This is a genomic window from Citrobacter sp. Cf088 (assembly GCF_030334295.1).
Classification (GTDB): Bacteria; Pseudomonadota; Gammaproteobacteria; order Enterobacterales; family Enterobacteriaceae; genus Citrobacter; species Citrobacter freundii.
This window is the reverse complement of record NZ_JAOWEE010000058.1, coordinates 324189-345838: the sequence shown is the minus strand read 5'-3', so window position 1 is coordinate 345838 and position 21650 is coordinate 324189. Positions and strand designations below refer to the sequence as shown.

The following is a 21650-nucleotide window of genomic DNA, read 5'->3' as shown; positions in this document are numbered from 1 at the left end:
GTCGCGTTATTAGTTAGAATTAACGTCGCCAAACAACCCACTCAGATAACGCTCCAGCGCAATTCGCGAGCTAAAGCCGTGCGGAATACCATAATGTTCGTGTGTCTCACCGGCTAAATACAGTGGGAATTGCTGATAATGATCGCAGGTTTTAATATCCGTCGCTGGTTCTGCCAGCGAAGAGCTGCGCTCTTTTAGCGTGGGATGGATAATTAATGCGGTACGTCCCATGCGTGCTTCACGGTTAACGTACACATAATTTTCGCCACGACGATAGCCGTACGTTTTCTGCGTCACTACATCAACGGTAAAGCCCACTTTTTCAAGTACGCGCGCCACCTCATCAGGTCGTAAATACATATTATTTTCCTCGTTATCTTTTACTGCGGGCTTACCTTACCTGATTCAGCATTAGCAACGCTTTCAGAAAAGTCCATAAACGGGTGGCGATGGTGGGACGCATATCGTAAGAACCTTATATACCCTAAATAATTCGAGTTGCAGGAAGGCGGCAAGGGAGCGAATCCCCAGGAGCTTACTAAAGTAAGTGACTGGGGTGAACGAACGCAGCCAACGCACATGCAACTTGAAGTATGACGGGTATAGATTTATGTCAGCGCCATCCGCAGTTGGTACGCCGCCTGTTGCGCCATTTCCGCCGAGCTGATATTGGTAAATGACAGCAATATTCCCCCCTTTCCTTCTGACGTTATTCGCCAGCGGCTTAACGCCTGAACAGCTAACCCGGCCTGATTCGCTTTGCGCACCAGCGCAATATCATCTCCGTCCACACTCATCACCAGTTGAATCCCACCTTCCTGAGGAATGACGCTAAATCCTTGTTCGGTCAGGGCGTTTTCCATCCATTGTCGTCGTTCGGCATAATGTTGTCGCATACGTTTTAAGTGTCGCCAGAAGTGGCCGTCTCGCATAAAATCCGCCAGCGTTTGCTGCCATAGAACCGGAACGCTACAGGCCGTTAGCGCCGCTTGTTGGCGAAAGTGTTCAACCTGGGTCAGGGGCACCACCAGCCATGCCGTACGCAAAGCCGGAAACATCGATTTGCTGAACGTTCCGGCATAAATCACCCGCTGGGGCGCATCCAGACTTTTTAGCGGCGGCAACGGCTTACCGTGGTAACGAAATTCACTGTCATAATCATCTTCGATTACCCACGCCTGCGCACGAGTCGCCCACTCCAGCAACTGGTGGCGACGGTCTAAAGACAGTGCTACCCCCAGTGGGCTTTGATGTGCGGGAGTGAGCAGTACAAAACGCGCCTGCGGGTAGTCGCGGATCCCGGCGCTGACATCCAGACCATCGGCATCCACCGCTACCGGCTTCAACTCAATGCGTTCTTGAGCCACCACAGGCCGAATCAGCGGAAAGCCGGGATCTTCGACCCACATTCCCTCTCCGGGATGCGCCAGAGCGCGCAGGATTAACGTCATTGATGCCGCATAGCCTGAAGTGATAAAAATCTGCTCTGGCTGGCATTCAATGCTGCGTGAGACCCGCAGGTAATCCACAATCGCCTGACGTAACGCCCGCTCGCCACACACATCGCCCACCGCCAGATCAAAACGCGTTTGGGTGCGTAAACGCCGTCCCATCACCCGCGCCCAGACTTCGCGCGGAAAAAGATCGAGTGCGGGTAATCCCATCTGAAAAGTTTGCGGTCTGGGATTTTCTCCGGCAAAAATGGCAGGAGAAGCAGGTGCCCTTTCTGGTCGCAGTTGCTCACTGACAAACGTTCCTGCCTGTCCACGCCGCGCGAGCCAGCCCTGCGCCACCAGCTCTGCATAGGCATTTTCTACCGTCGAGCGTGATACTCCCAGCTCCTGGGCCCAGGTCCGACTGGAGGGCAATCTGGTACCGGGCTTGAGTTCACCTTTCTCAATTGCGTTTTTTAACTGACGGGCGATTTGCTGATAGCGCGGCATTTATGGTCTGCTTTTTTGGCAACAATATGGCTCTCTGTAGCAGTCCATTATAGTGCTACATTGCGGGTCATCCAAACGAGGAGAAATACCATGACCATGTTACGCCAGCCCTATTATGAACTCAGCCCTGAAATCTATAACGCTCTGGTTCAGGCAAGCAAAGCGCTGGAGAACTGCGCGCTGGAACCTACGCTGACGGAACTGATTTACCTGCGGGTCTCGCAAATCAACGGCTGCGCCTTTTGTCTGGAAATGCACAGTAAAGCACTGCGCAAATCCGGAGTTGCGCAGGCCAAACTGGATGCGCTGGCAGGCTGGCGGGTGAGTCACCACTTCAGCGAGCAGGAACGTGCGGCGCTGGCGTGGGCCGAATCGGTCACTCAAATTGCCACTAGTCACGCCGAAGATGACGTTTATCTGCCGCTGCTCGACCATTTCAGCGCGAAAGAGATTAGCGACCTGACATTTGCCATTAGCCTGATGAACTGCTTTAACCGCCTGGCGGTGGGGATGCGCATGTGATTCTGCGCTTCCGGATGGCGGCATAAACGCCTTATCCGGCCTGGGAAGTGCTTTCCTGTAGGCCGGATTTGACGCGACGCGCGCCATCCGGCAACCTGCGATGGTACATATCACTTCCCCTGCCATGCCCATAACCCAGCCCATCATCAATCTAAAATTCCCATATCTTGTATGGTTGAATCTTTTTAAAACTACATCTAGTATCTTTCCTATCAGGACACACACAACCCGACGCCCTCTATCGCGCCGATCTTTTATTTTTAAATGGAAATACGAATCATGCGTATTATTATTTACACTCGCAATAACTGTGTTCAGTGCCATGCCACCAAACGGGCAATGGAAAGTCGTGGTTTTGACTTTGAGATGGTAAACGTCGATTTACAGCCCGATTTGGCTGATAACCTGCGCGATCAAGGGTTTCGCCAGTTACCGGTCGTAGTCGCGGGTGAAACCAGTTGGTCAGGGTTTCGCCCGGACATGATCAACCGTCTGCATCCGGAACACCGTGTGGTCAGCGCATGAGTCAGCTCGTCTACTTCTCCAGCAGCTCCGAAAATACGCACCGCTTTATGCAGCGTCTGGGGCTGCCTGCCATCCGCATTCCGCTTAACGAACGCGAGCCGATCCGGGTAGACGAACCTTACATATTAATCGTGCCGTCCTACGGCGGCGGCGGCACTGCTGGCGCGGTCCCAAGACAGGTGATCCGCTTTTTAAACGATACACACAACCGGGCGTTAATCCGTGGAGTGATCGCCTCCGGCAATCGTAATTTCGGTGACGCCTACGGTCGCGCGGGTGATGTCATCTCACAAAAATGCGGCGTGCCGTGGCTCTATCGCTTTGAGCTGATGGGCACCCAAAGCGATATCGACAACGTTCGAAAAGGAGTGAGCGAATTTTGGCAACGACAACCGCAGAACGTGTAATGCAGCCAACGCTGGATTATCACGCCCTGAACGCCATGCTGAATCTGTATGATAAAGCCGGGCGCATTCAGTTCGACAAAGACCATCAGGCGGTGGAGGCTTTCTTTGCCGCACACGTCCGCCCCAACTCGGTGGCGTTTGCCAGCCAGCAGGAGCGCCTGGAAACGTTGGTGGATGAAGGCTATTACGATGCCAGTGTGTTAGCCCGCTACGATCGCGCGTTCATGCTGAAGCTATTCGCCCACGCCCACGCCAGCGGATTCCGTTTCCAGACGTTCCTCGGCGCATGGAAGTTCTACACCAGCTATACGTTGAAAACGTTCGACGGTAAGCGCTATCTCGAAGACTTTGAGGATCGGGTAACGATGGTGGCACTCACGCTGGCGCAGGGCGATGAAGCACTCGCGACGCAACTGACCGATGAAATGCTCTCCGGGCGCTTTCAGCCCGCCACGCCAACCTTTTTAAACTGCGGTAAACAGCAACGCGGCGAGCTGGTCTCCTGCTTCCTGTTGCGTATTGAAGACAACATGGAGTCTATTGGTCGGGCGGTCAACTCCGCACTTCAGCTCTCCAAACGCGGCGGCGGCGTGGCATTTTTGCTCTCCAACCTGCGCGAGTCAGGTGCGCCCATTAAACGCATTGAGAACCAGTCCTCTGGGGTGATCCCGGTAATGAAAATGCTGGAAGATGCGTTTTCTTATGCGAATCAACTCGGGGCACGTCAGGGCGCAGGCGCGGTGTATCTGCACGCACACCATCCGGATATTTTACGTTTTCTCGATACCAAGCGCGAAAACGCCGACGAGAAAATCCGCATCAAAACGCTCTCGCTTGGCGTGGTGATCCCCGACGTCACCTTCCGGCTAGCGAAAGAAAATGCCCGGATGGCACTGTTCTCACCGTATGACGTGGAACGGATTTACGGCAAACCGTTCGGTGATATCGCCGTGAGTGAGCGGTATGACGAACTGGTGGCCGACGAACGCGTGCGCAAAAAATACATTAACGCCCGCGAATTCTTCCAGCGGTTGGCCGAGATCCAGTTTGAGTCTGGTTATCCTTACATCATGTTTGAAGATACGGTGAATCGCGCCAATCCGATTGCCGGTCGGATCAATATGAGCAACCTGTGCTCGGAGATTTTGCAGGTTAACAGTGCCTCCACCTACGATGAAAATCTCAATTACGAGCAGATCGGGCACGATATCTCCTGCAATCTCGGCTCGTTGAACATTGCCCATACCATGGATTCACCCGATTTTGGTCGTACCGTGGAAACGGCGGTTCGCGGCTTAACCGCCGTTTCGGACATGAGCCACATCCGCAGCGTGCCTTCGATCGACGCCGGGAACAGCGCGTCGCACGCGATTGGTCTTGGGCAGATGAATCTGCACGGGTATCTGGCGCGGGAAGGGATCGCCTACGGCTCGCCGGAAGGGCTGGATTTCACCAATCTCTATTTCTACACCATCACATGGCATGCGCTGAATACGTCAATGAAGATCGCTCGCGAGCGGGGTCAAACCTTTGCCGGATTCAAACAGTCACGCTACGCCAGCGGCGAGTATTTTAACCAGTATCTGCAGGGCGACTGGCAGCCAAAAACCGACAAGGTCCGCACACTGTTTGCCGCCAGCGGCATTACGCTACCGACGCGCGAGATGTGGGCACAACTGCGTGAAGATGTGATGCGCTACGGTATTTATAACCAGAATTTACAGGCGGTTCCGCCCACCGGTTCTATCTCCTACATCAACCATGCCACGTCAAGCATTCACCCGATCGTGTCGAAAGTGGAGATTCGCAAAGAGGGCAAAACCGGGCGCGTTTACTACCCTGCCCCGTTTATGACCAATGAGAATCTGGCCTTGTATCAGGATGCCTACGAGATCGGTCCACAAAAAATCATTGATACCTACGCTGAAGCAACGCGACATGTCGATCAGGGGCTTTCACTGACGCTCTTTTTCCCCGATACCGCCACCACGCGCGATATCAACAAAGCGCAGATTTACGCCTGGCGTAAGGGCATCAAATCCTTGTACTACATCCGACTACGCCAACTGGCGCTGGAAGGCACCGAAATCGAAGGCTGCGTGTCATGCGCGCTGTAAGGAGGAGAAAATGACATTATCCCGCGTGAGCGCCATCAACTGGAACAAGATTGAAGATGATAAAGATCTTGAGGTATGGAACCGTCTGACCAGTAACTTCTGGCTCCCGGAAAAGGTTCCGCTCTCCAATGACATTCCGGCCTGGCAAACGTTGAACGCAGCCGAACAGCAGCTAACAATCCGCGTTTTTACCGGGCTGACGCTGCTCGACACCATTCAGAATGTTGCCGGAGCACCAGCGTTAATGACTGATTCGTTAACGCCGCATGAAGAGGCGGTGCTGTCGAATATCAGCTTTATGGAGGCGGTGCACGCCCGTTCCTATAGCTCTATTTTCTCCACCCTTTGCCAGACCAAAGATGTGGATGCAGCTTACGCCTGGAGTGAAGAAAATACCCCACTCCAGCGCAAGGCGCAGATCGTTTTGGCACATTACGCCAGCGACGAACCGTTGAAGAAAAAAATAGCCAGCGTGTTTCTGGAATCCTTCCTGTTCTATTCTGGCTTCTGGTTACCGATGTATTTCTCCAGCCGCGGTAAACTGACCAATACCGCCGATCTCATTCGTCTGATCATTCGTGATGAAGCGGTTCATGGGTATTACATTGGTTATAAATATCAAAAAGGTCTGGAGCATATTTCCGAATCATCACGCGAAGAGTTAAAGCATTTTGCCTTTGACCTGTTGATGGAATTGTATGATAACGAAGCGCGTTATACGGAAGAATTGTATGCAGAGACCGGCTGGGTGGATGACGTCAAAGCCTTCCTTTGTTACAACGCCAATAAGGCATTAATGAATTTGGGATATGAGGCGCTATTTCCGCCTGAAATGGCGGAGGTTAACCCGGCAATCCTTGCCGCGCTGTCGCCCAACGCTGACGAAAACCACGATTTCTTCTCGGGTTCCGGTTCATCCTATGTGATGGGAAAAGCGGTCGAAACCGAAGATGACGACTGGAATTTCTAGCACTCATTTTCACGGGAAATACCGTACATTTTTCGCGGAAATATTTTAACAGGATCACACTTTTGTCGTGCAAATATAATTGTGTGATCTACACTCAATATCAGCCGCATTATTCGCCTGCATTCCAGCAATTCAGGCGATTTTTCATTGCCATTTACAAAAAATATTAAGCCGCTCACATTCGCGCTCAGCCCTTATATCATGGGAAGTCCCGCCATCTGGCCTTTGGCAATATTCATGCCACAACCAAATTCAGGGTTGTCTCAGATTCTCAGTATGTTAGGGTAGAAAAAGGTCACTATTTCCATCAGGTAATATATCGATATAAACAAATAACAGGAATCATTCTATTGCATGGCAATTAAATTAGAAGTTAAAAATCTCTATAAGATATTTGGAGAGCATCCGCAGAGAGCCTTCAAATATATTGAAAAAGGACTTTCAAAAGAGCAGATTCTGGATAAAACGGGGCTATCGCTTGGCGTTAAGAACGCCAGTCTGGCCATTGAAGAAGGCGAGATATTTGTCATCATGGGATTATCCGGTTCGGGTAAATCCACAATGGTACGCCTTCTCAATCGCCTGATTGAACCCACCCGCGGGCAGGTATTGATTGACGGCGTAGACATCGCCCGGATATCCGATGCTGAGCTTCGCGAGGTGCGCAGAAAAAAGATTGCGATGGTGTTCCAGTCCTTTGCCCTGATGCCGCACATGACGGTGCTGGACAATACGGCATTCGGCATGGAATTAGCCGGTGTTGGTGCGGATGAACGTCGTGAAAAAGCGTTAGATGCGCTACGTCAGGTTGGTCTGGAGAATTATGCTCACGGATACCCGGATGAACTTTCCGGGGGTATGCGCCAGCGTGTAGGCCTCGCCCGCGCATTAGCCATTAATCCTGACATCTTATTAATGGATGAGGCCTTCTCAGCCCTCGATCCATTAATTCGTACTGAGATGCAGGATGAACTGGTAAAACTACAGGCGAAGCATCAACGCACCGTGGTCTTTATATCGCATGATCTCGACGAAGCTATGCGTATTGGCGACAGAATTGCCATTATGCAAAACGGTGAAGTGGTCCAGGTCGGCACGCCGGATGAAATCCTGAATAATCCAGCCAATGATTATGTACGCACCTTCTTCCGCGGCGTTGATATTAGCCAGGTCTTCAGTGCGAAAGATATTTCACGCCGTAGCCCCGAAGGTTTAATTCGTAAAACGCCCGGGGTGGGTCCACGTTCGGCGCTGCAATTATTGCAGGACAAAGATCGCGAATATGGTTACGTGATCGAACGCGGCAATAAATTCGTTGGCGTTGTTTCAATCGACTCCTTAAAAACAGCGTTAAGTCAGGCGCAAGGTATTGAAGCGGCATTGATCGATGAGCCGTTAGCCGTAGATGCACAAACTCCTCTCAGCGAGTTGCTTTCTCATGTCGGCCAGGCCCCGTGCGCGGTGCCGGTTGTTGATGAGGAACAGCAGTATGTGGGCGTCATTTCAAAACGCATGCTGTTACAGGCTTTAGATCGTGAGGGGGTAAACAATGGCTGATCAAACTAATCCGTGGGATACCACACCAGCGGCCGACAGCGCCGCACAAACTGCCGATGCCTGGAGCACGCCATCCGGTGCGCCCACTGATGGCGGTGGCGCGGACTGGCTGACCAGCGCCCCCGCGCCGGCACCAGAGCATTTCAATATTATGGATCCGTTCCATAAAACGCTGATCCCGCTGGACAGCTGGGTCACAGAGGGGATCGACTGGGTCGTTACCCATTTCCGTCCGGTCTTCCAGGGCATTCGTGTCCCGGTGGATTACATTCTCAACGGTTTTCAACAGCTGCTGTTAGGTATGCCAGCCCCGGTGGCGATTATCCTGTTCGCGCTGATTGCCTGGCAGATTTCCGGCGTTGGGATGGGCGTTGCTACGCTGATTTCCTTGATTGCCATCGGTGCCATCGGCGCGTGGTCGCAGGCCATGATAACCCTGGCGCTGGTGTTGACCGCGTTGCTGTTCTGCGTGGTGATCGGTCTGCCGATGGGGATCTGGTTGGCGCGCAGTCCACGGGCAGCAAAAATTGTTCGCCCGCTGCTGGACGCCATGCAAACCACACCCGCGTTTGTCTATCTGGTGCCGATTGTCATGTTGTTCGGTATTGGTAACGTCCCGGGCGTAGTGGTGACGATTATCTTCGCCCTGCCGCCAATCGTACGTCTGACTATTCTGGGGATTAACCAGGTGCCAGCCGATCTGATTGAAGCCTCGCGCTCGTTTGGTGCCAGCCCACGTCAGATGCTGTTTAAAGTGCAGCTCCCGCTGGCAATGCCCACCATTATGGCCGGGGTTAACCAGACGCTGATGCTGGCGCTCTCAATGGTCGTCATCGCGTCGATGATTGCCGTGGGCGGGCTGGGTCAGATGGTTCTGCGCGGAATTGGTCGTCTGGATATGGGGCTTGCCACCGTCGGCGGAGTTGGGATTGTGATCCTCGCTATCATTCTGGATCGCCTGACGCAGGCCGTTGGTCGCGATTCGCGTAGCCGTGGCAACCGTCGCTGGTACACCACTGGTCCCGTTGGGCTTATCACTCGCCCTTTCACGAAGTAATTCACCCGTTGCCCGGTGGCGCATTGCTTACCGGGCCTACAATTCATTAACTTGCACAAAATCATTCAAGTTGCATCGCGGCGGCAAAGGAATGTATCCCCAGGAGCGTACAAGTAGTACGTGACTGGGGTGCATGAGTGCAGCCAACAAAGAGGCGGCTTGAAGGATGAAGTGCAATAAGGAACAACGATGCGACAGAAAATTATTATTGCCACAGCGTTTGCCACCCTTGTCTCCACCAGCACTTTCGCTGCCGACCTGCCGGGCAAAGGCATCACCGTACAGCCAATCCAGAGCACTATCTCTGAAGAATCCTTCCAGACGCAGTTAGTCGCTCGTGCGCTGGAGAAACTGGGTTACACCGTTAACAAAACCAGCGAAGTTGACTACAACGTCGGCTATACCTCCATTGCCTCTGGCGATGCAACTTTTACCGCCGTGAACTGGCAGCCGCTGCATGATGATATGTACGCCGCGGCGGGCGGAGACAAAAAGTTTTATCGCGAGGGGGTATTCGTTACGGGTGCCGCACAAGGTTATCTGATCGACAAAAAAACCGCTGAGCAGTACAAAATCACCAATATCGCCCAGTTAAAAGATCCGAAGATCGCCAAAATCTTTGACACCAACGGTGACGGAAAAGCCGATATGATGGGCTGTTCACCGGGCTGGGGTTGTGAAGCAGTAATCAACCACCAGAACAAAGCCTTTGATCTGGAAAAAACCGTCGAGGTCAGCCACGGTAACTATGCAGCAATGATGGCTGACACCATTACCCGCTTCAAAGAAGGTAAACCCATTCTTTACTACACCTGGACACCGTACTGGGTCAGCGACGTAATGAAGCCGGGTAAAGATGTGGTCTGGCTGCAGGTGCCGTTCTCTTCCCTGCCAGGCGAGCAGAAAGATATTGATACCAAGCTGCCAAACGGCGCCAACTACGGCTTCCCGGTGAACACGATGCATATTGTCGCCAATAAAGCCTGGGCGGAGAAAAACCCGGCTGCGGCGAAACTGTTTGCCATCATGAAGCTGCCGCTGGCGGATATCAACGCGCAAAACGCAATGATGCACGACGGGAAAGCGTCTGAAGCCGACGTGCAGGGTCACGTTGACGGCTGGATCAAAGCCCACCAGCAGCAGTTTGACGGCTGGGTGAACGAAGCGCTGGCCGCGCAGAAATAACCCACTCGTAGGCCTGATGAGCGTAGCGTCATCAGGCACAATAACCATACCAATGCCGGATGGTGGCGCGATGCGCCTTATCCGGCCTATCCACCCTCCTCCAATCGCACAATCCATCACTCAACAAATCAGCAACATTTAATCACTTCCGTTATGATTGTTTTCTGCAATCCATTATTCAGTTGAAAACCATGACGAAAACAACTCAGGGACTTAGCCCTTCGCTAATCCTGTTAATGTCTATCGCCACCGGCCTCGCCGTCGCCAGTAACTATTATGCGCAGCCGCTGCTCGACACCATCGCGCGCAACTTTTCGCTCTCTGCCAGTACCGCAGGGTTTATCGTCACCGCGGCCCAGCTCGGCTACGCCGCCGGCCTGCTGTTCTTAGTGCCGCTCGGCGATATGTTTGAACGCCGGATGCTGATTGTCTCCATGACGCTGTTAGCGGCTGGTGGCATGCTGATCACCGCCAGCAGCCAGTCGCTGGGTATGCTGATCCTCGGTACTGCCCTGACCGGGCTGTTCTCGGTAGTGGCACAGATTTTGGTTCCGCTGGCGGCAACGCTTGCCACACCGGACAAGCGCGGTAAAGTTGTTGGGACGATTATGAGCGGCCTGCTGCTAGGTATTCTACTGGCGCGCACCGTGGCGGGGTTACTGGCGAACCTTGGCGGCTGGCGCACCGTATTTTGGGTCGCATCAGTATTAATGGCGCTGATGGCGGTTGCACTGTGGCGCGGCCTGCCGAAGATGAAATCCGATACCCATCTCAACTATCCGCAGCTGTTAGGCTCCGTATTCAGCCTGTTTATTCACGATAAATTGCTGCGTACCCGCGCGATGCTGGGCTGCCTGACTTTTGCCAATTTCAGTATTCTGTGGACCTCGATGGCGTTTTTGCTCGCCGCGCCGCCATTTAACTATTCGGAAGGAATGATTGGTCTGTTCGGTCTGGCGGGTGCCGCAGGGGCGTTAGGCGCACGTCCGGCGGGCGGTTTTGCCGATAAAGGTAAATCCCACCTGACCACAACTATGGGGCTGCTATTACTACTGCTCTCCTGGCTTGCTATTTGGTTTGGGCATGCTTCAGTCCCCATGCTGATTATCGGTATTCTGGTGTTGGACCTCACCGTTCAGGGAGTGCACATCACCAACCAGACGGTTATCTATCGTATTCATCCTGACGCGCGTAATCGCCTGACAGCCGGATACATGACCAGCTATTTTATTGGCGGAGCGGCAGGTTCGCTGATTTCAGCCTCTGCCTGGCAGCATGCCGGGTGGGCTGGCGTTTGTCTGGCAGGTACGACCGTTGCCATACTCAACCTGTTGGTCTGGTGGCGAGGTTTTCACCGTCAGGAAGCCGTAAATTAAGCGTATAACGCATGTTTACCGCTGATTGGGCTCCACAGGGTGTTAAGGAGCCCATCAGTCTGCTAAGGTTATAACTCATTGAACCAAGTTATATTAATTTCGGTAATGAAACCTATAACCCTATGGAAAGCCCTGTACCCCAGTCTGAATCCAGTTCGGCAACGTTAACGGAAGGATTCAAAGACAGCCTGCCAATTGTTATCAGCTATATTCCGGTCGCTTTTGCATTTGGTCTCAATGCCACTCGCCTTGGCTTTACACCGGTTGAAAGCGTCTTTTTCTCCTGCATTATCTATGCGGGAGCCAGCCAGTTTGTTATTACCACCATGCTCGCCGCAGGCAGTTCGCTGTGGGTCGCCGCGCTGACCGTCATGGCCATGGATGTCCGTCATGTTTTGTACGGCCCTTCCCTGCGTAGTCGGATCGCCCAGCGACTGAGTAAACCCAAAAGCGCGCTGTGGGCTTTTGGCCTTACCGATGAAGTCTTTGCCGCTGCAACGGCAAAACTGGTACGGGATAACCGGCGCTGGAGTGAAAACTGGATGATCGGAATTGCGCTATGCTCCTGGGCCTCCTGGGTGTTTGGTACGGTGCTCGGCGCGTTTTCCGGCAGTGGTTTACTCAAAGATTACCCGGCGGTTGAAGCGGCACTGGGCTTCATGCTCCCGGCGCTGTTTATGAGCTTCCTGCTCGCGTCATTCCAACGAAAACAGGCGCTCTGCGTGACTGCGGCCCTCGCCGGGGCGCTGGCTGGCGTCATGCTGTTTTCCATCCCTGCCGCTATCCTTGCAGGTATTGTCTGTGGATGCCTGACGGCGCTCATCCAGTCATTTTGGCAAGGAGGTCCTGATGAGCTATGAAGTTCTGCTACTTGGCCTGTTGGTCGGCTGCGTAAATTACTGTTTTCGCTATTTGCCGCTCCGTCTTGGGGTCGGCAATGTTCGCCCGACGAAGCGCGGCGCGACGGGCATATTACTTGACACTATTGGCATTACTTCAATTTGCGCCCTGCTGGTGGTGTCTACCGCGCCAGAAGTGATGCACGACGCTCGTCGGTTCGTGCCTACTCTGGTGGGGTTTGTCATACTGGGTGCAAGCTTCTATAAGACCCGCAGCATCATCATTCCAACGTTACTGAGTGCTCTGGGCTATGGATTAGCCTGGAAAATGTTGGTTGTCTTATAGATAAAAACAATCATTTTAAATTAATAATACATTTACTTTATTTGTCACCGTCGTTACTATATCGGCTGAAATTAATGAGGTTATACCCAAATGGATAGTTCGTTTACGCCCATTGAACAAATGCTAAAATTTCGCGCCAGCCGCTACGAAGAGTTCCCTTATCAGGAAGTGCTTCTGACTCGTCTATGCATGCACATGCAGGGCAAGCTGCTGGAAAATCGCAATAAGATGCTGAAAGCTCAAGGGATTAACGAGACGTTGTTTATGGCGTTGATTACGCTGGAGTCTCAGGAAAACCACAGTATTCAGCCTTCTGAACTGAGTTGTGCGCTTGGCTCGTCACGTACTAACGCTACCCGCATCGCGGATGAGTTAGAAAAACGTGGCTGGATCGAACGTCGCGAAAGCGATAACGATCGCCGCTGTCTGCATCTGCAATTGACCGAGAAAGGCCATGCATTTTTGCAAGAGGTGTTACCGCCTCAGCATAATTGCCTGCATCAGCTCTGGTCGTCTCTTAGCACTACCGAAAAAGATCAGCTTGAGCAAATTACCCGTAAACTTCTGACCCGTCTTGATCAGATGGAGCAGGATGGCGCGGTGTTAGAAGCGCTGCGCTAAGGCGTCGACTCGCTCAGAAATCCAGATTTATAAATGAAAAAACCGACAGGCCAGCACGCATACTGCTGGCCTGTCTGATAAACAGGTCGGCTCAGCCGATGTGAATAAAAAGAAGATCGTGGAGAACAACATGAGCGCAAATGCGGAGACTCAAACCCCGCAGCAACCGGTCAAGAAGAATGGCAAACGTAAAAGTCTGCTTCTCCTTCTGACCTTGCTCTTTATTATCATTGCCGTGGCATATGGGATTTATTGGTTTTTAGTACTGCGTCATTACGAAGATACAGACGATGCGTACGTGGCAGGGAACCAGGTTCAAATCATGGCGCAGGTATCAGGCAGCGTGACGAAAGTCTGGGCTGATAACACTGACTTTGTAAAACAAGGCGATGTGCTGGTCACCCTCGACCAGACAGATGCCAAACAGGCATTTGAAAAAGCCAAAACTGCGCTGGCTTCCAGCGTGCGTCAGACGCACCAGTTGATGATCAACAGCAAGCAGTTACAGGCCAACATTGAAGTGCAGAAAACAGCTCTGGCGCAGGCACAAAGCGATTTTAATCGCCGAGTCCCGCTGGGCAACGCCAACCTGATTGGCCGCGAAGAACTGCAACATGCGCGTGATGCCGTCGCCAGCGCTCAGGCTCAGCTTGATGTCGCAATCCAACAATATAATGCTAACCAGGCAATGATTCTCGGCAGCAAGCTGGAAGATCAACCCGCCGTACAACAGGCCGCCACCGAAGTGCGCGATGCCTGGCTGGCGCTGGAACGTACCAGAATTGTCAGCCCAATGACCGGTTATGTATCCCGTCGCGCCGTACAGCCTGGTGCGCAGATTAGCCCAACCACGCCGTTAATGGCGGTTGTTCCGGCCACCAACCTGTGGGTGGATGCCAACTTCAAAGAAACACAGCTCGCCCACATTCGTATTGGTCAACCCGCGACGGTTGTCAGCGATATTTATGGCGATGACGTGAAATATACCGGTAAAGTTGTCGGCCTCGATATGGGAACGGGCAGCGCCTTCTCCTTGCTGCCAGCACAAAACGCGACCGGTAACTGGATCAAAGTCGTCCAGCGTCTGCCGGTGCGTATCGAACTGGATGCGCAGCAACTGGCACAGCATCCTCTGCGGATCGGTTTGTCTACGCTGGTTACAGTCGATACCTCCAATCGTGACGGACAAATTCTGGCAAGCCAGGTCCGCACCACGCCGGTATCAGAAAGTAATGCACGTGAAATCGACCTTGCTCCGGTCAATAAGATGATCGAAGAGATCGTGCGGGCCAACGCGGGCTAATTCAAAGGTGCGTGTGATGCAACAGCAAAAACCGCTGGAAGGCGCGCAGCTCGTCATAATGACGATCGCGCTGTCCCTGGCGACATTCATGCAGGTGCTGGACTCCACCATTGCTAACGTGGCGATCCCCACTATCGCCGGGAACCTCGGCTCTTCACTGAGCCAGGGAACCTGGGTGATCACCTCATTCGGGGTGGCGAACGCTATCTCTATTCCGATCACCGGCTGGCTGGCAAAACGCTTTGGCGAAGTAAGACTCTTTATGTGGTCAACTATCGCCTTCGTCATTGCGTCATGGGCATGCGGGATGTCCACCAGCCTGAACATGCTGATTTTCTTCCGCGTAATCCAGGGTATTGTCGCCGGTCCATTAATTCCGCTGTCACAGAGCCTGTTGCTGAATAACTATCCACCCGCCAAGCGTTCCATCGCCCTCGCGCTATGGTCGATGACGGTGATTGTTGCCCCGATATGTGGTCCTATTCTGGGGGGCTATATCAGCGACAACTATCACTGGGGCTGGATATTTTTTATCAACGTGCCAATCGGGGCTGCGGTGGTATTGATGACCCTGCAAACCCTGCGCGGTCGGGAAACCAAAACCGAGCAGCGGCGCATTGACGCCATTGGTCTGGCACTGCTGGTCATCGGTATCGGCAGTTTGCAGATTATGCTCGACCGCGGCAAAGAGCTGGACTGGTTCGCCTCGCAGGAGATTATCATCCTGACGGTGGTCGCCGTGGTTGCTATCAGCTTCCTGATCGTCTGGGAGCTTACCGACGAGCACCCTATTGTCGATCTCTCGCTGTTTAAGTCGCGCAACTTTACCATCGGCTGCCTGTGTATTAGCTTGGCCTATATGCTCTACTTCGGCGCCATCGTCCTGCTGCCGCAGCTATTGCAGGAGGTTTACGGCTATACGGCAACCTGGGCTGGTCTGGCGTCAGCGCCGGTTGGGGTGATTCCGGTGATCCTGTCGCCGATTATCGGCCGCTTCGCGCACAAGCTGGATATGCGTCGGCTGGTGACGTTCAGTTTTATTATGTACGCCGTCTGTTTCTACTGGCGTGCGTGGACGTTCGAGCCGGGTATGGACTTTGGCGCATCGGCCTGGCCGCAGTTTATTCAGGGGTTCGCAGTAGCCTGCTTCTTTATGCCGCTGACGACCATTACGCTGTCCGGTTTACCGCCTGAGCGTCTGGCGGCTGCATCGAGCTTGTCTAACTTTACGCGAACGCTGGCCGGCTCTATTGGTACATCGATTACAACAACGATGTGGACTAACCGTGAGTCGCTGCACCATGCTCAGCTAACGGAATCTGTTAACCCCTACAATCCAAATGCACAGGCTATGTACGATAAGCTGCAGGATTTAGGGATGACGCACCAGCAGGCGTCAGGATGGATAGCTCAGCAGATCACTAATCAGGGTCTGATTATTTCCGCCAACGAAATCTTCTGGATGTCGGCGGGGATCTTCCTGGTTTTGCTTGGTCTGGTATGGTTCGCTAAACCGCCCTTCGGCGCGGGCGGCGGCGGCGGTGGAGCGCACTAACTATCTGATAAAAGGGATCTGCGGATCCCTTTTTTATTGTGGCCAGCATCAGAAAAAATATTTGAATCTCAGGCGTCCACCGTAACGTGCATCTTCGCTGTTGTCGCCATTGTTCGGATCGGCCTCAACCCATGAGGCATAAGCACCGAGATAGATATTAAAGTTTCTCATATTCATTACGTTAGGGAATAAGTATGAGGCATGGATGGTGTGAATATCATAGCTGCCCGGATCGGTGATCCAGCAGTCTTCCTCGCAAACGGCCTCCAGGTTAGTGGCATTGAAAGCGTCAATGTTGTTATGCGCATAGATATAGCCCAGTTCGAATCGATGCCACAACGCGTTTACCCCAGCGGTAAAATTGGTCTCATCGGTCGCATCCATATAAGCAGTATTCAGGTTAATCACCGCGCCGTCTTCCGCATCGGTTTTTTGTCCGTCCCAGGTCATGGTAAAACCATACCCCGTACGATCGGACTGATCGATCCACTTCCCGTTCTCATAATAGCCGTAGGCGTTGTTAACGACGTTACTTTCCATCGCCACTGCCGTCGAGAAACGCCCGTTTTGCCAGGCGATCACCGGGCGCACGTAAGCCACGTTTTTATCATTGGTTAAGTCCATCCCGTGGTACTGCTTCTCGGTATAGAGCGTACTGCCATTTTCCATCAATGTATTCACTTCAAAATACCAGTTATCGATGGTTTTACTGATCAGGAAATTACCGCCGCTGTCGCTACGTCCACGCCCCTCTTTCATCATATAAATATAGCCATAGCCATCGCTGTAAAGGTCATTTGCCGTATTACCTGAATATTCAATAAACGTATCCTGATTCAGCGGGAACATATCGTACGCTTCAAAACGTCCGACCTTAATTTGCCAGTCTTTTTCCTGGCCAAAAAAGAACACTGCATCATCGAGATTCATTTTTCCGGTCAGGTCTGCCAGCGGCTGAACTGAGAATCCGGCGAAATTACCGTTGTTCAGTCGTTGGTAGCCATCAAACCCTAATAGTAGACGCCCGTTGATATCCCAACGTTCATTCGTTCCTGGCGCCCAATCTTTATTTGCCGAAGTTCTGGTTGATGTCAGACTACCAGAGCGGCTTGCCGCATCCATATTAAACTCAACGTCGCCATAGAACTTGATATCGCTAAAACCGGATAGCGTTAACTTGGGTGGATTTTCCGTAGAGGCGGAGGGTTCAGCAGACTGTACTTGCACCGTCGGCGCTGCAGCTACCTGCTGCTGCCTCAGCGAGCGAATTTGCGATTCAGCATCTGCGGCTCGCTGTTCGGCATTAATCACGCGCTGCTCCAGTTCGACAAGACGCTGTTCAATAGCGGTATTTGCTGCCCAAAGGTTATGCGAAAAGCAAGCGCCGACCACAAGCGCTAAATATTTCACCTTCATTTTTTATCCCTAAAGTTTAATGTATACCAGATAAGATTTGATAAAAACCCCATCCACCAGCGATGAAAAGAGTCTTTTTATTACCTGGATACCTGGCGTATTCCATTATGTTTTTCTATTAATTATTTATGTTTTTTGATTTATGTGATCGGTGTGGGCTGGCATCGTTAATTATCCATTATTTTCTGTTTACCAGATCACGTTTTATTATTTAACAGGTCACCCATTAATTAACTGAAATTATATTCCTGTCGTAAATATAATAGATATAGATTATATTACGAAATAAAAAACCCCGGACATAAACCGGGGTTAATTTAAATACTGGAACAGTTAATCAATAAGACTAAATATGCAGTTCCTGCAATTTCTCTTTCGGCAGCGCCAGCTCTTCATTGCTGTTCACGCGTACATCCCGCTCCAGAATATGACGCGCGATATCCTGTGCTTCGCTAAGAGAGTGCATCTGATACGTACCGCACTGGTAAACGTTCAGCTCCGGGATCTGGTTCTGATCCTGTACTTTCAGCACGTCCGCCATTGCCGCTTTCCACGCATCGGCAACACGCTGCTCGTCCGGCGTACCAATCAGGCTCATGTAGAAGCCGGTACGGCATCCCATCGGAGAGATATCAATAATCTCAACGCCGTTACCGTTCAGGTGGTTACGCATAAAACCTGCAAACAGGTGCTCCAGCGTATGGATACCTTTCTCAGGCATGACTTCTTTGTTCGGAATGCAGAAACGCAGATCAAACACGGTGATTGCGTCGCCATGCGGGGTGTTCATCGTTTTTGCAACCCGGACCGCGGGAGCTTCCATCCGGGTGTGATCGACAGTAAAACTATCTAACAACGGCATTTAGCCACCTCCGATAAATTTTTTAAAAATAATCTGAACTCTTTGTTCCGGGGCGAGTCTGAGTATATGAAAGACGCGCATTTGTTATCATCATCCCTGTTTTCAGAGATGAAATTTTGGCCACTCCCGAGTGGCCTTTTTCTTTTGTATCAAGCGTGCTTTTCCAGCCACACGCTAAACGGCTCAGTATCAGCCGCTTCTATCTCCTGCTGACGACGCTTCGAAGCCTCGGTTTCAGCAATAAATTCAGCTTCCTGCAATATTTCTAATGGCTCTTCACGCAGCAGATTTCGGTAAGCCTCGCCCAGCGCTTTGCCCGTGCCGCCAATGCCTTCATCAATCATAGACCGTAAGATCCGGGCAGAGAAAGTCAGTTCAGGATTGTCAAAACAGAAAACCAGTTCATCACAGACCTTCTGATACTCCTCTCCCCCATCGATGCTGTCCAGCGTTTGTGCCACGCGTTTAAGATCGCGGAACAAATCTTTCCCAACCTTAGGCAGCGGGAACTGGGCCGTTTCACAGCCAATACCTAACGTCAGTCCTGGCTTGCGACCTTCGAGAATCACGCGATTCCAGTTTTTACGCGTACACAGCAATTCATCGCTGCTCATTTCCGGGGCATCGGCCAGCGCACACCAGACCATAAACAGATCGAGGAAGCGTACCTGCTGCTCGTCCACGCCGATCGGTGAGAACGGGTTGATATCCAGCGAGCGTACTTCGATGTACTCGATACCGCCACGCAGAAGCGCATCAGACGGCGTTTCACCACGACGAGTGACGCGTTTCGGACGAATAGGCGCATACAGCTCATTTTCAATCTGCAGAACGTTGCTGTTGATTTGCAGACGCTTACCGTCTTTCTCCAGACCGATCGCTGCGTACTCCTCGGAGGGCGTTTTAATCGCGCGCTTTAATCCTGCCACATACTCATGCAAATCGTTAAACGTAATTCCAAGATTGCTTTGCGACTTATTGGTATAGCCCAAATCACTCAGACGCAACGAGGTCGCGTACGGCAGGTAGTACATCCCGCAGTCGGTTTTTTCAAACGGCAGAGTTGTTGGTTTTCCTTGCAGGAATGAGGAACAAATGGCCGGAGAGGCGCCAAACAGATACGGGATCACCCAACCAAAACGGTAGTAGTTGCGGATCAGACGGAAGTAGCCCGCGGAGATCTTCTCTTTAGCATCTTCGCCTTCGGTTACGCCGCACTTCGCCTGCCAGAAAGCCATTGGCAGCGAGAAGTTGTAGTGTACGCCTGAGATTGTCTGCATCAACGCACCGTAACGGTTTTTAAGGCCTTCACGGTACAGCGTCTTCAGGCGACCGGTGTTCGACGTGCCGTACTGCGCCAGTTCGATATCCTGGCCTTCGGCAATATAGCAAGGCATGCTCAACGGCCACATACGCTCGTCGCCCAGGTTTCTGGCGGTATAACGATGCAGGTCGCGCATGAATGTGAGCATTTTCTCAATGTCATCGCCTGGCGGAGTGATAAATTCCAGCAGAGCTTCGGCAAAGTCAGTAGTTATCCATTTATGCGTTAGCGCTGAGCCTAACACCTCAGGATGGCCTGTCGTTGCTAATGACCCATCTGCATTAACACGCAGCGTTTCACGCTCCAGACCACGTTGAATCCCCTTTAACGCCTGAGGATGGTTTTCCAGCCAGGCCAGCGCCTGTGATACGTCCGGGATCAAATTGACCTCCCGCCTGTCAAAATCGTTTTAATTAGCATAATGGTATTGGTTACCCTGAAGGCTATCTCACAACACAATTAGTGCCACCACATAATGCCTTGCGTCGTAACCGCTGCGACAACAACATAGCGCAGCGCCTTGCCAAGGCATAAGAAAAAGAGAACTGGACCCCACGAGATGCGCATCCACCCGGCTAACAGGCACAATAAATCACCTACAACCGGCATCCAGCTTAATAATAGTGTGACAGCGCCATAGCGCTGCAGCCAGCCAGTGGCTTTTTCTTGCCAGCGCGATGTTTTACGCAAAGGAAAGAAACGCCCAAGGATAACGTTAGTTAACCCTCCAAGGCTATTACCCATTGTTGCTGTTAAGACTAAGACCCAGGGATGACTTATCCCGGAGACCAGCAAAGCAACTAAAACGACTTCAGAATTACCGGGTAATAGCGTGGCGCTGAGAAAACTGCTGGCAAACAGTGACAGGAGCGACAGTCCATCACTCACAATAACCGGACATCCACGGCGTCCATTCCCGCAGCGTGCGCCGCCTGTATTCCAAAATCGGCATCTTCAAACACGACGCAACGAGCCGGAATAACCCCCATACGTTCGGCACAAAGCAAAAACGTATCAGGAGCAGGTTTGTGGCGTTGTACGTGATCGGCTGCGACGACAGCATCAAAATAGCGACGCAGTCCAAGGTGAGCGAGCAGCGCTTCTGCAATTGCGCTTTCACTCCCCGTTCCTACTGCCATAGGCCGACGCCCATGCCAGGCTTTCACGACGTCAACCAACGGCAGAGGCTGGACGCTATCCAGCAACATGCTTTTCACCTTGTCAGTTTTCTCGCGCGCTAAGGCATGGGGGTCAAGATCGGCATGATTCAATTCAATTACCGACTGGGCAATACGCCACGTTGGGGAGCCGTTGAGGGCGACCATGGCTTGTTCATCAAAACGCAGCCCATAATGCCCCAATACCTCATGCCACGCCTTACGGTGCGTTGGCTCAGTATCCAGGATGGTGCCATCCATATCAAAAATCAAACCCGCATAACGTTCGTACATCGTCTTCTCACAAGCCGAATGACCAGACGTTATTTTATCGTAATTGATTGATTTTGTCGCTGACAGCGAATTGAAGGGTGTTCAGAGAGTATGTGGAAATAATTTAAAGGGGGAGATGGTGCATCCGGGAGGATGACTCACTAGCGTTCGCCCTGCGGGCCGTTGCTGGAGCAACGTTATCCTTCCTAGTGCTCGCGATTATCTCGCAGACCATGAAACAACAGTTTTGCTGCTATCTCGGAGAAGATGGTGCATCCGGGAGGATTCGAACCTC

At 52.1% G+C, this 21650-nt stretch carries 21 protein-coding genes and 1 tRNA gene (1 of these 22 only partly in view); 14 read left to right on the top strand and 8 right to left on the bottom strand.

Annotated elements, in window-relative coordinates; all coding sequences use genetic code 11:
* Window positions 1-9: 9 nt before the first annotated feature.
* Window positions 10-360, bottom strand: coding sequence for a DUF2002 family protein (locus OGV71_RS24925; protein WP_003037262.1), 351 nt, complete (start codon window positions 358-360; stop codon window positions 10-12).
* 248 nt (window positions 361-608) lie between these two features.
* A complete protein-coding gene (pdxR, locus tag OGV71_RS24920) occupies window positions 609-1943 on the bottom strand; it encodes a MocR-like pyridoxine biosynthesis transcription factor PdxR (protein ID WP_003037264.1) in 1335 nt (444 codons plus the stop codon).
* Between the two features lie 90 nt (window positions 1944-2033).
* On the opposite strand from pdxR, the gene OGV71_RS24915 reads away from it, so the two are divergent.
* The 14 genes from OGV71_RS24915 (at window position 2034) to emrB (ending at window position 16323) form a co-directional block, all read left to right on the top strand.
* Entirely contained in the window at window positions 2034-2465 is a 432-nt protein-coding gene (locus OGV71_RS24915; protein WP_003037267.1) for a carboxymuconolactone decarboxylase family protein, read from the top strand.
* 279 nt (window positions 2466-2744) lie between these two features.
* Entirely contained in the window at window positions 2745-2990 is a 246-nt protein-coding gene (gene nrdH, locus OGV71_RS24910) for a glutaredoxin-like protein NrdH (protein ID WP_003846033.1), read from the top strand.
* Window positions 2987-3397, top strand: a complete 411-nt coding sequence (gene nrdI / locus OGV71_RS24905) for a class Ib ribonucleoside-diphosphate reductase assembly flavoprotein NrdI (protein ID WP_003037273.1) — start codon at window positions 2987-2989, stop codon at window positions 3395-3397. Before nrdH ends, nrdI begins: the two co-directional genes overlap by 4 nt.
* The gene (nrdE, locus tag OGV71_RS24900; protein WP_204583331.1) at window positions 3370-5514 is read left to right on the top strand and encodes a class 1b ribonucleoside-diphosphate reductase subunit alpha; all 2145 of its coding nucleotides are present in this window, start codon (window positions 3370-3372) and stop codon (window positions 5512-5514) included. The genes nrdI and nrdE overlap by 28 nt, the downstream gene beginning before the upstream one ends.
* A 10-nt stretch (window positions 5515-5524) precedes the next feature.
* A complete protein-coding gene (nrdF, locus tag OGV71_RS24895) occupies window positions 5525-6484 on the top strand; it encodes a class 1b ribonucleoside-diphosphate reductase subunit beta (RefSeq protein ID WP_032949888.1) in 960 nt (319 codons plus the stop codon).
* A 354-nt stretch (window positions 6485-6838) separates the two neighbouring features.
* On the top strand, window positions 6839-8041 hold the full coding sequence (gene proV, locus OGV71_RS24890) for a glycine betaine/L-proline ABC transporter ATP-binding protein ProV (RefSeq protein WP_003037282.1): 1203 nt from the start codon (window positions 6839-6841) through the stop codon (window positions 8039-8041).
* Window positions 8034-9098, top strand: coding sequence for a glycine betaine/L-proline ABC transporter permease ProW (gene proW / locus OGV71_RS24885; RefSeq protein WP_003037285.1), 1065 nt, complete (start codon window positions 8034-8036; stop codon window positions 9096-9098). The genes proV and proW overlap by 8 nt, the downstream gene beginning before the upstream one ends.
* Window positions 9099-9287: 189 nt before the next feature.
* Complete coding sequence (proX, locus tag OGV71_RS24880) at window positions 9288-10283, top strand: glycine betaine/L-proline ABC transporter substrate-binding protein ProX (protein WP_043017315.1); 996 nt, start codon at window positions 9288-9290, stop codon at window positions 10281-10283.
* A gap of 191 nt (window positions 10284-10474) precedes the next feature.
* The gene (locus OGV71_RS24875; RefSeq protein WP_003839673.1) at window positions 10475-11659 is read left to right on the top strand and encodes an MFS transporter; all 1185 of its coding nucleotides are present in this window, start codon (window positions 10475-10477) and stop codon (window positions 11657-11659) included.
* 122 nt (window positions 11660-11781) lie between these two features.
* A complete protein-coding gene (locus OGV71_RS24870) occupies window positions 11782-12519 on the top strand; it encodes an AzlC family ABC transporter permease (RefSeq protein WP_003839672.1) in 738 nt (245 codons plus the stop codon).
* Complete coding sequence (gene ygaH, locus OGV71_RS24865; RefSeq protein ID WP_003037297.1) at window positions 12509-12844, top strand: L-valine transporter subunit YgaH; 336 nt, start codon at window positions 12509-12511, stop codon at window positions 12842-12844. The genes OGV71_RS24870 and ygaH overlap by 11 nt, the downstream gene beginning before the upstream one ends.
* 90 nt (window positions 12845-12934) lie before the next feature.
* A complete protein-coding gene (gene emrR / locus OGV71_RS24860) occupies window positions 12935-13465 on the top strand; it encodes a multidrug efflux transporter EmrAB transcriptional repressor EmrR (protein ID WP_003037300.1) in 531 nt (176 codons plus the stop codon).
* Window positions 13466-13595: 130 nt separating this feature from the next.
* Window positions 13596-14768: a multidrug efflux MFS transporter periplasmic adaptor subunit EmrA gene (gene emrA / locus OGV71_RS24855; protein ID WP_003037303.1), complete on the top strand. Its 1173-nt coding sequence runs from the start codon at window positions 13596-13598 to the stop codon at window positions 14766-14768.
* Window positions 14769-14784: 16 nt separating this feature from the next.
* Window positions 14785-16323 (top strand): multidrug efflux MFS transporter permease subunit EmrB, encoded by a 1539-nt coding sequence (gene emrB / locus OGV71_RS24850; RefSeq protein ID WP_016154159.1) that lies wholly within the window; start codon window positions 14785-14787, stop codon window positions 16321-16323.
* A gap of 48 nt (window positions 16324-16371) precedes the next feature.
* Here emrB and OGV71_RS24845 read toward each other — a convergent pair whose 3' ends face one another.
* From OGV71_RS24845 to OGV71_RS24820, 6 genes are all read right to left on the bottom strand, one after another.
* A complete protein-coding gene (locus OGV71_RS24845) occupies window positions 16372-17739 on the bottom strand; it encodes a carbohydrate porin (protein WP_204583330.1) in 1368 nt (455 codons plus the stop codon).
* Window positions 17740-18085: 346 nt separating this feature from the next.
* On the bottom strand, window positions 18086-18601 hold the full coding sequence (gene luxS, locus OGV71_RS24840) for an S-ribosylhomocysteine lyase (RefSeq protein ID WP_003037312.1): 516 nt from the start codon (window positions 18599-18601) through the stop codon (window positions 18086-18088).
* A gap of 149 nt (window positions 18602-18750) precedes the next feature.
* On the bottom strand, window positions 18751-20307 hold the full coding sequence (gene gshA, locus OGV71_RS24835) for a glutamate--cysteine ligase (protein WP_204583329.1): 1557 nt from the start codon (window positions 20305-20307) through the stop codon (window positions 18751-18753).
* 77 nt (window positions 20308-20384) lie between these two features.
* Window positions 20385-20813, bottom strand: coding sequence for a YqaA family protein (locus tag OGV71_RS24830; RefSeq protein ID WP_003037317.1), 429 nt, complete (start codon window positions 20811-20813; stop codon window positions 20385-20387).
* Window positions 20810-21376 carry a fructose-1-phosphate/6-phosphogluconate phosphatase gene (gene yqaB / locus OGV71_RS24825; RefSeq protein ID WP_044699675.1) on the bottom strand — a complete coding sequence of 189 codons (567 nt, stop codon included), beginning with the start codon at window positions 21374-21376 and terminating at the stop codon, window positions 20810-20812. Before yqaB ends, OGV71_RS24830 begins: the two co-directional genes overlap by 4 nt.
* 247 nt (window positions 21377-21623) lie before the next feature.
* Window positions 21624-21650 (bottom strand) — tRNA-Arg (locus tag OGV71_RS24820) (it continues 116 nt past the right edge of the window).

Bases quoted from the DNA above. Each gene is read 5' to 3' on its own strand.
- proV (WP_003037282.1), top strand. From the start codon at position 6,839: ATGGCAATTAAATTAGAAGTTAAAAATCTCTATAAGATATTTGGAGAG.
- pdxR (WP_003037264.1), bottom strand. From the start codon at position 1,943: ATGCCGCGCTATCAGCAAATCGCCCGTCAGTTAAAAAACGCAATTGAG.
- OGV71_RS24870 (WP_003839672.1), top strand. From the start codon at position 11,782: ATGGAAAGCCCTGTACCCCAGTCTGAATCCAGTTCGGCAACGTTAACG.
- nrdI (WP_003037273.1), top strand. From the start codon at position 2,987: ATGAGTCAGCTCGTCTACTTCTCCAGCAGCTCCGAAAATACGCACCGC.
- emrB (WP_016154159.1), top strand. From the start codon at position 14,785: ATGCAACAGCAAAAACCGCTGGAAGGCGCGCAGCTCGTCATAATGACG.
- nrdH (WP_003846033.1), top strand. From the start codon at position 2,745: ATGCGTATTATTATTTACACTCGCAATAACTGTGTTCAGTGCCATGCC.
- OGV71_RS24925 (WP_003037262.1), bottom strand. From the start codon at position 360: ATGTATTTACGACCTGATGAGGTGGCGCGCGTACTTGAAAAAGTGGGC.
- OGV71_RS24915 (WP_003037267.1), top strand. From the start codon at position 2,034: ATGACCATGTTACGCCAGCCCTATTATGAACTCAGCCCTGAAATCTAT.
- proW (WP_003037285.1), top strand. From the start codon at position 8,034: ATGGCTGATCAAACTAATCCGTGGGATACCACACCAGCGGCCGACAGC.
- luxS (WP_003037312.1), bottom strand. From the start codon at position 18,601: ATGCCGTTGTTAGATAGTTTTACTGTCGATCACACCCGGATGGAAGCT.
- emrA (WP_003037303.1), top strand. From the start codon at position 13,596: ATGAGCGCAAATGCGGAGACTCAAACCCCGCAGCAACCGGTCAAGAAG.
- OGV71_RS24845 (WP_204583330.1), bottom strand. From the start codon at position 17,739: ATGAAGGTGAAATATTTAGCGCTTGTGGTCGGCGCTTGCTTTTCGCAT.
- emrR (WP_003037300.1), top strand. From the start codon at position 12,935: ATGGATAGTTCGTTTACGCCCATTGAACAAATGCTAAAATTTCGCGCC.
- nrdF (WP_032949888.1), top strand. From the start codon at position 5,525: ATGACATTATCCCGCGTGAGCGCCATCAACTGGAACAAGATTGAAGAT.
- yqaB (WP_044699675.1), bottom strand. From the start codon at position 21,376: ATGTACGAACGTTATGCGGGTTTGATTTTTGATATGGATGGCACCATC.
- proX (WP_043017315.1), top strand. From the start codon at position 9,288: ATGCGACAGAAAATTATTATTGCCACAGCGTTTGCCACCCTTGTCTCC.
- ygaH (WP_003037297.1), top strand. From the start codon at position 12,509: ATGAGCTATGAAGTTCTGCTACTTGGCCTGTTGGTCGGCTGCGTAAAT.
- OGV71_RS24875 (WP_003839673.1), top strand. From the start codon at position 10,475: ATGACGAAAACAACTCAGGGACTTAGCCCTTCGCTAATCCTGTTAATG.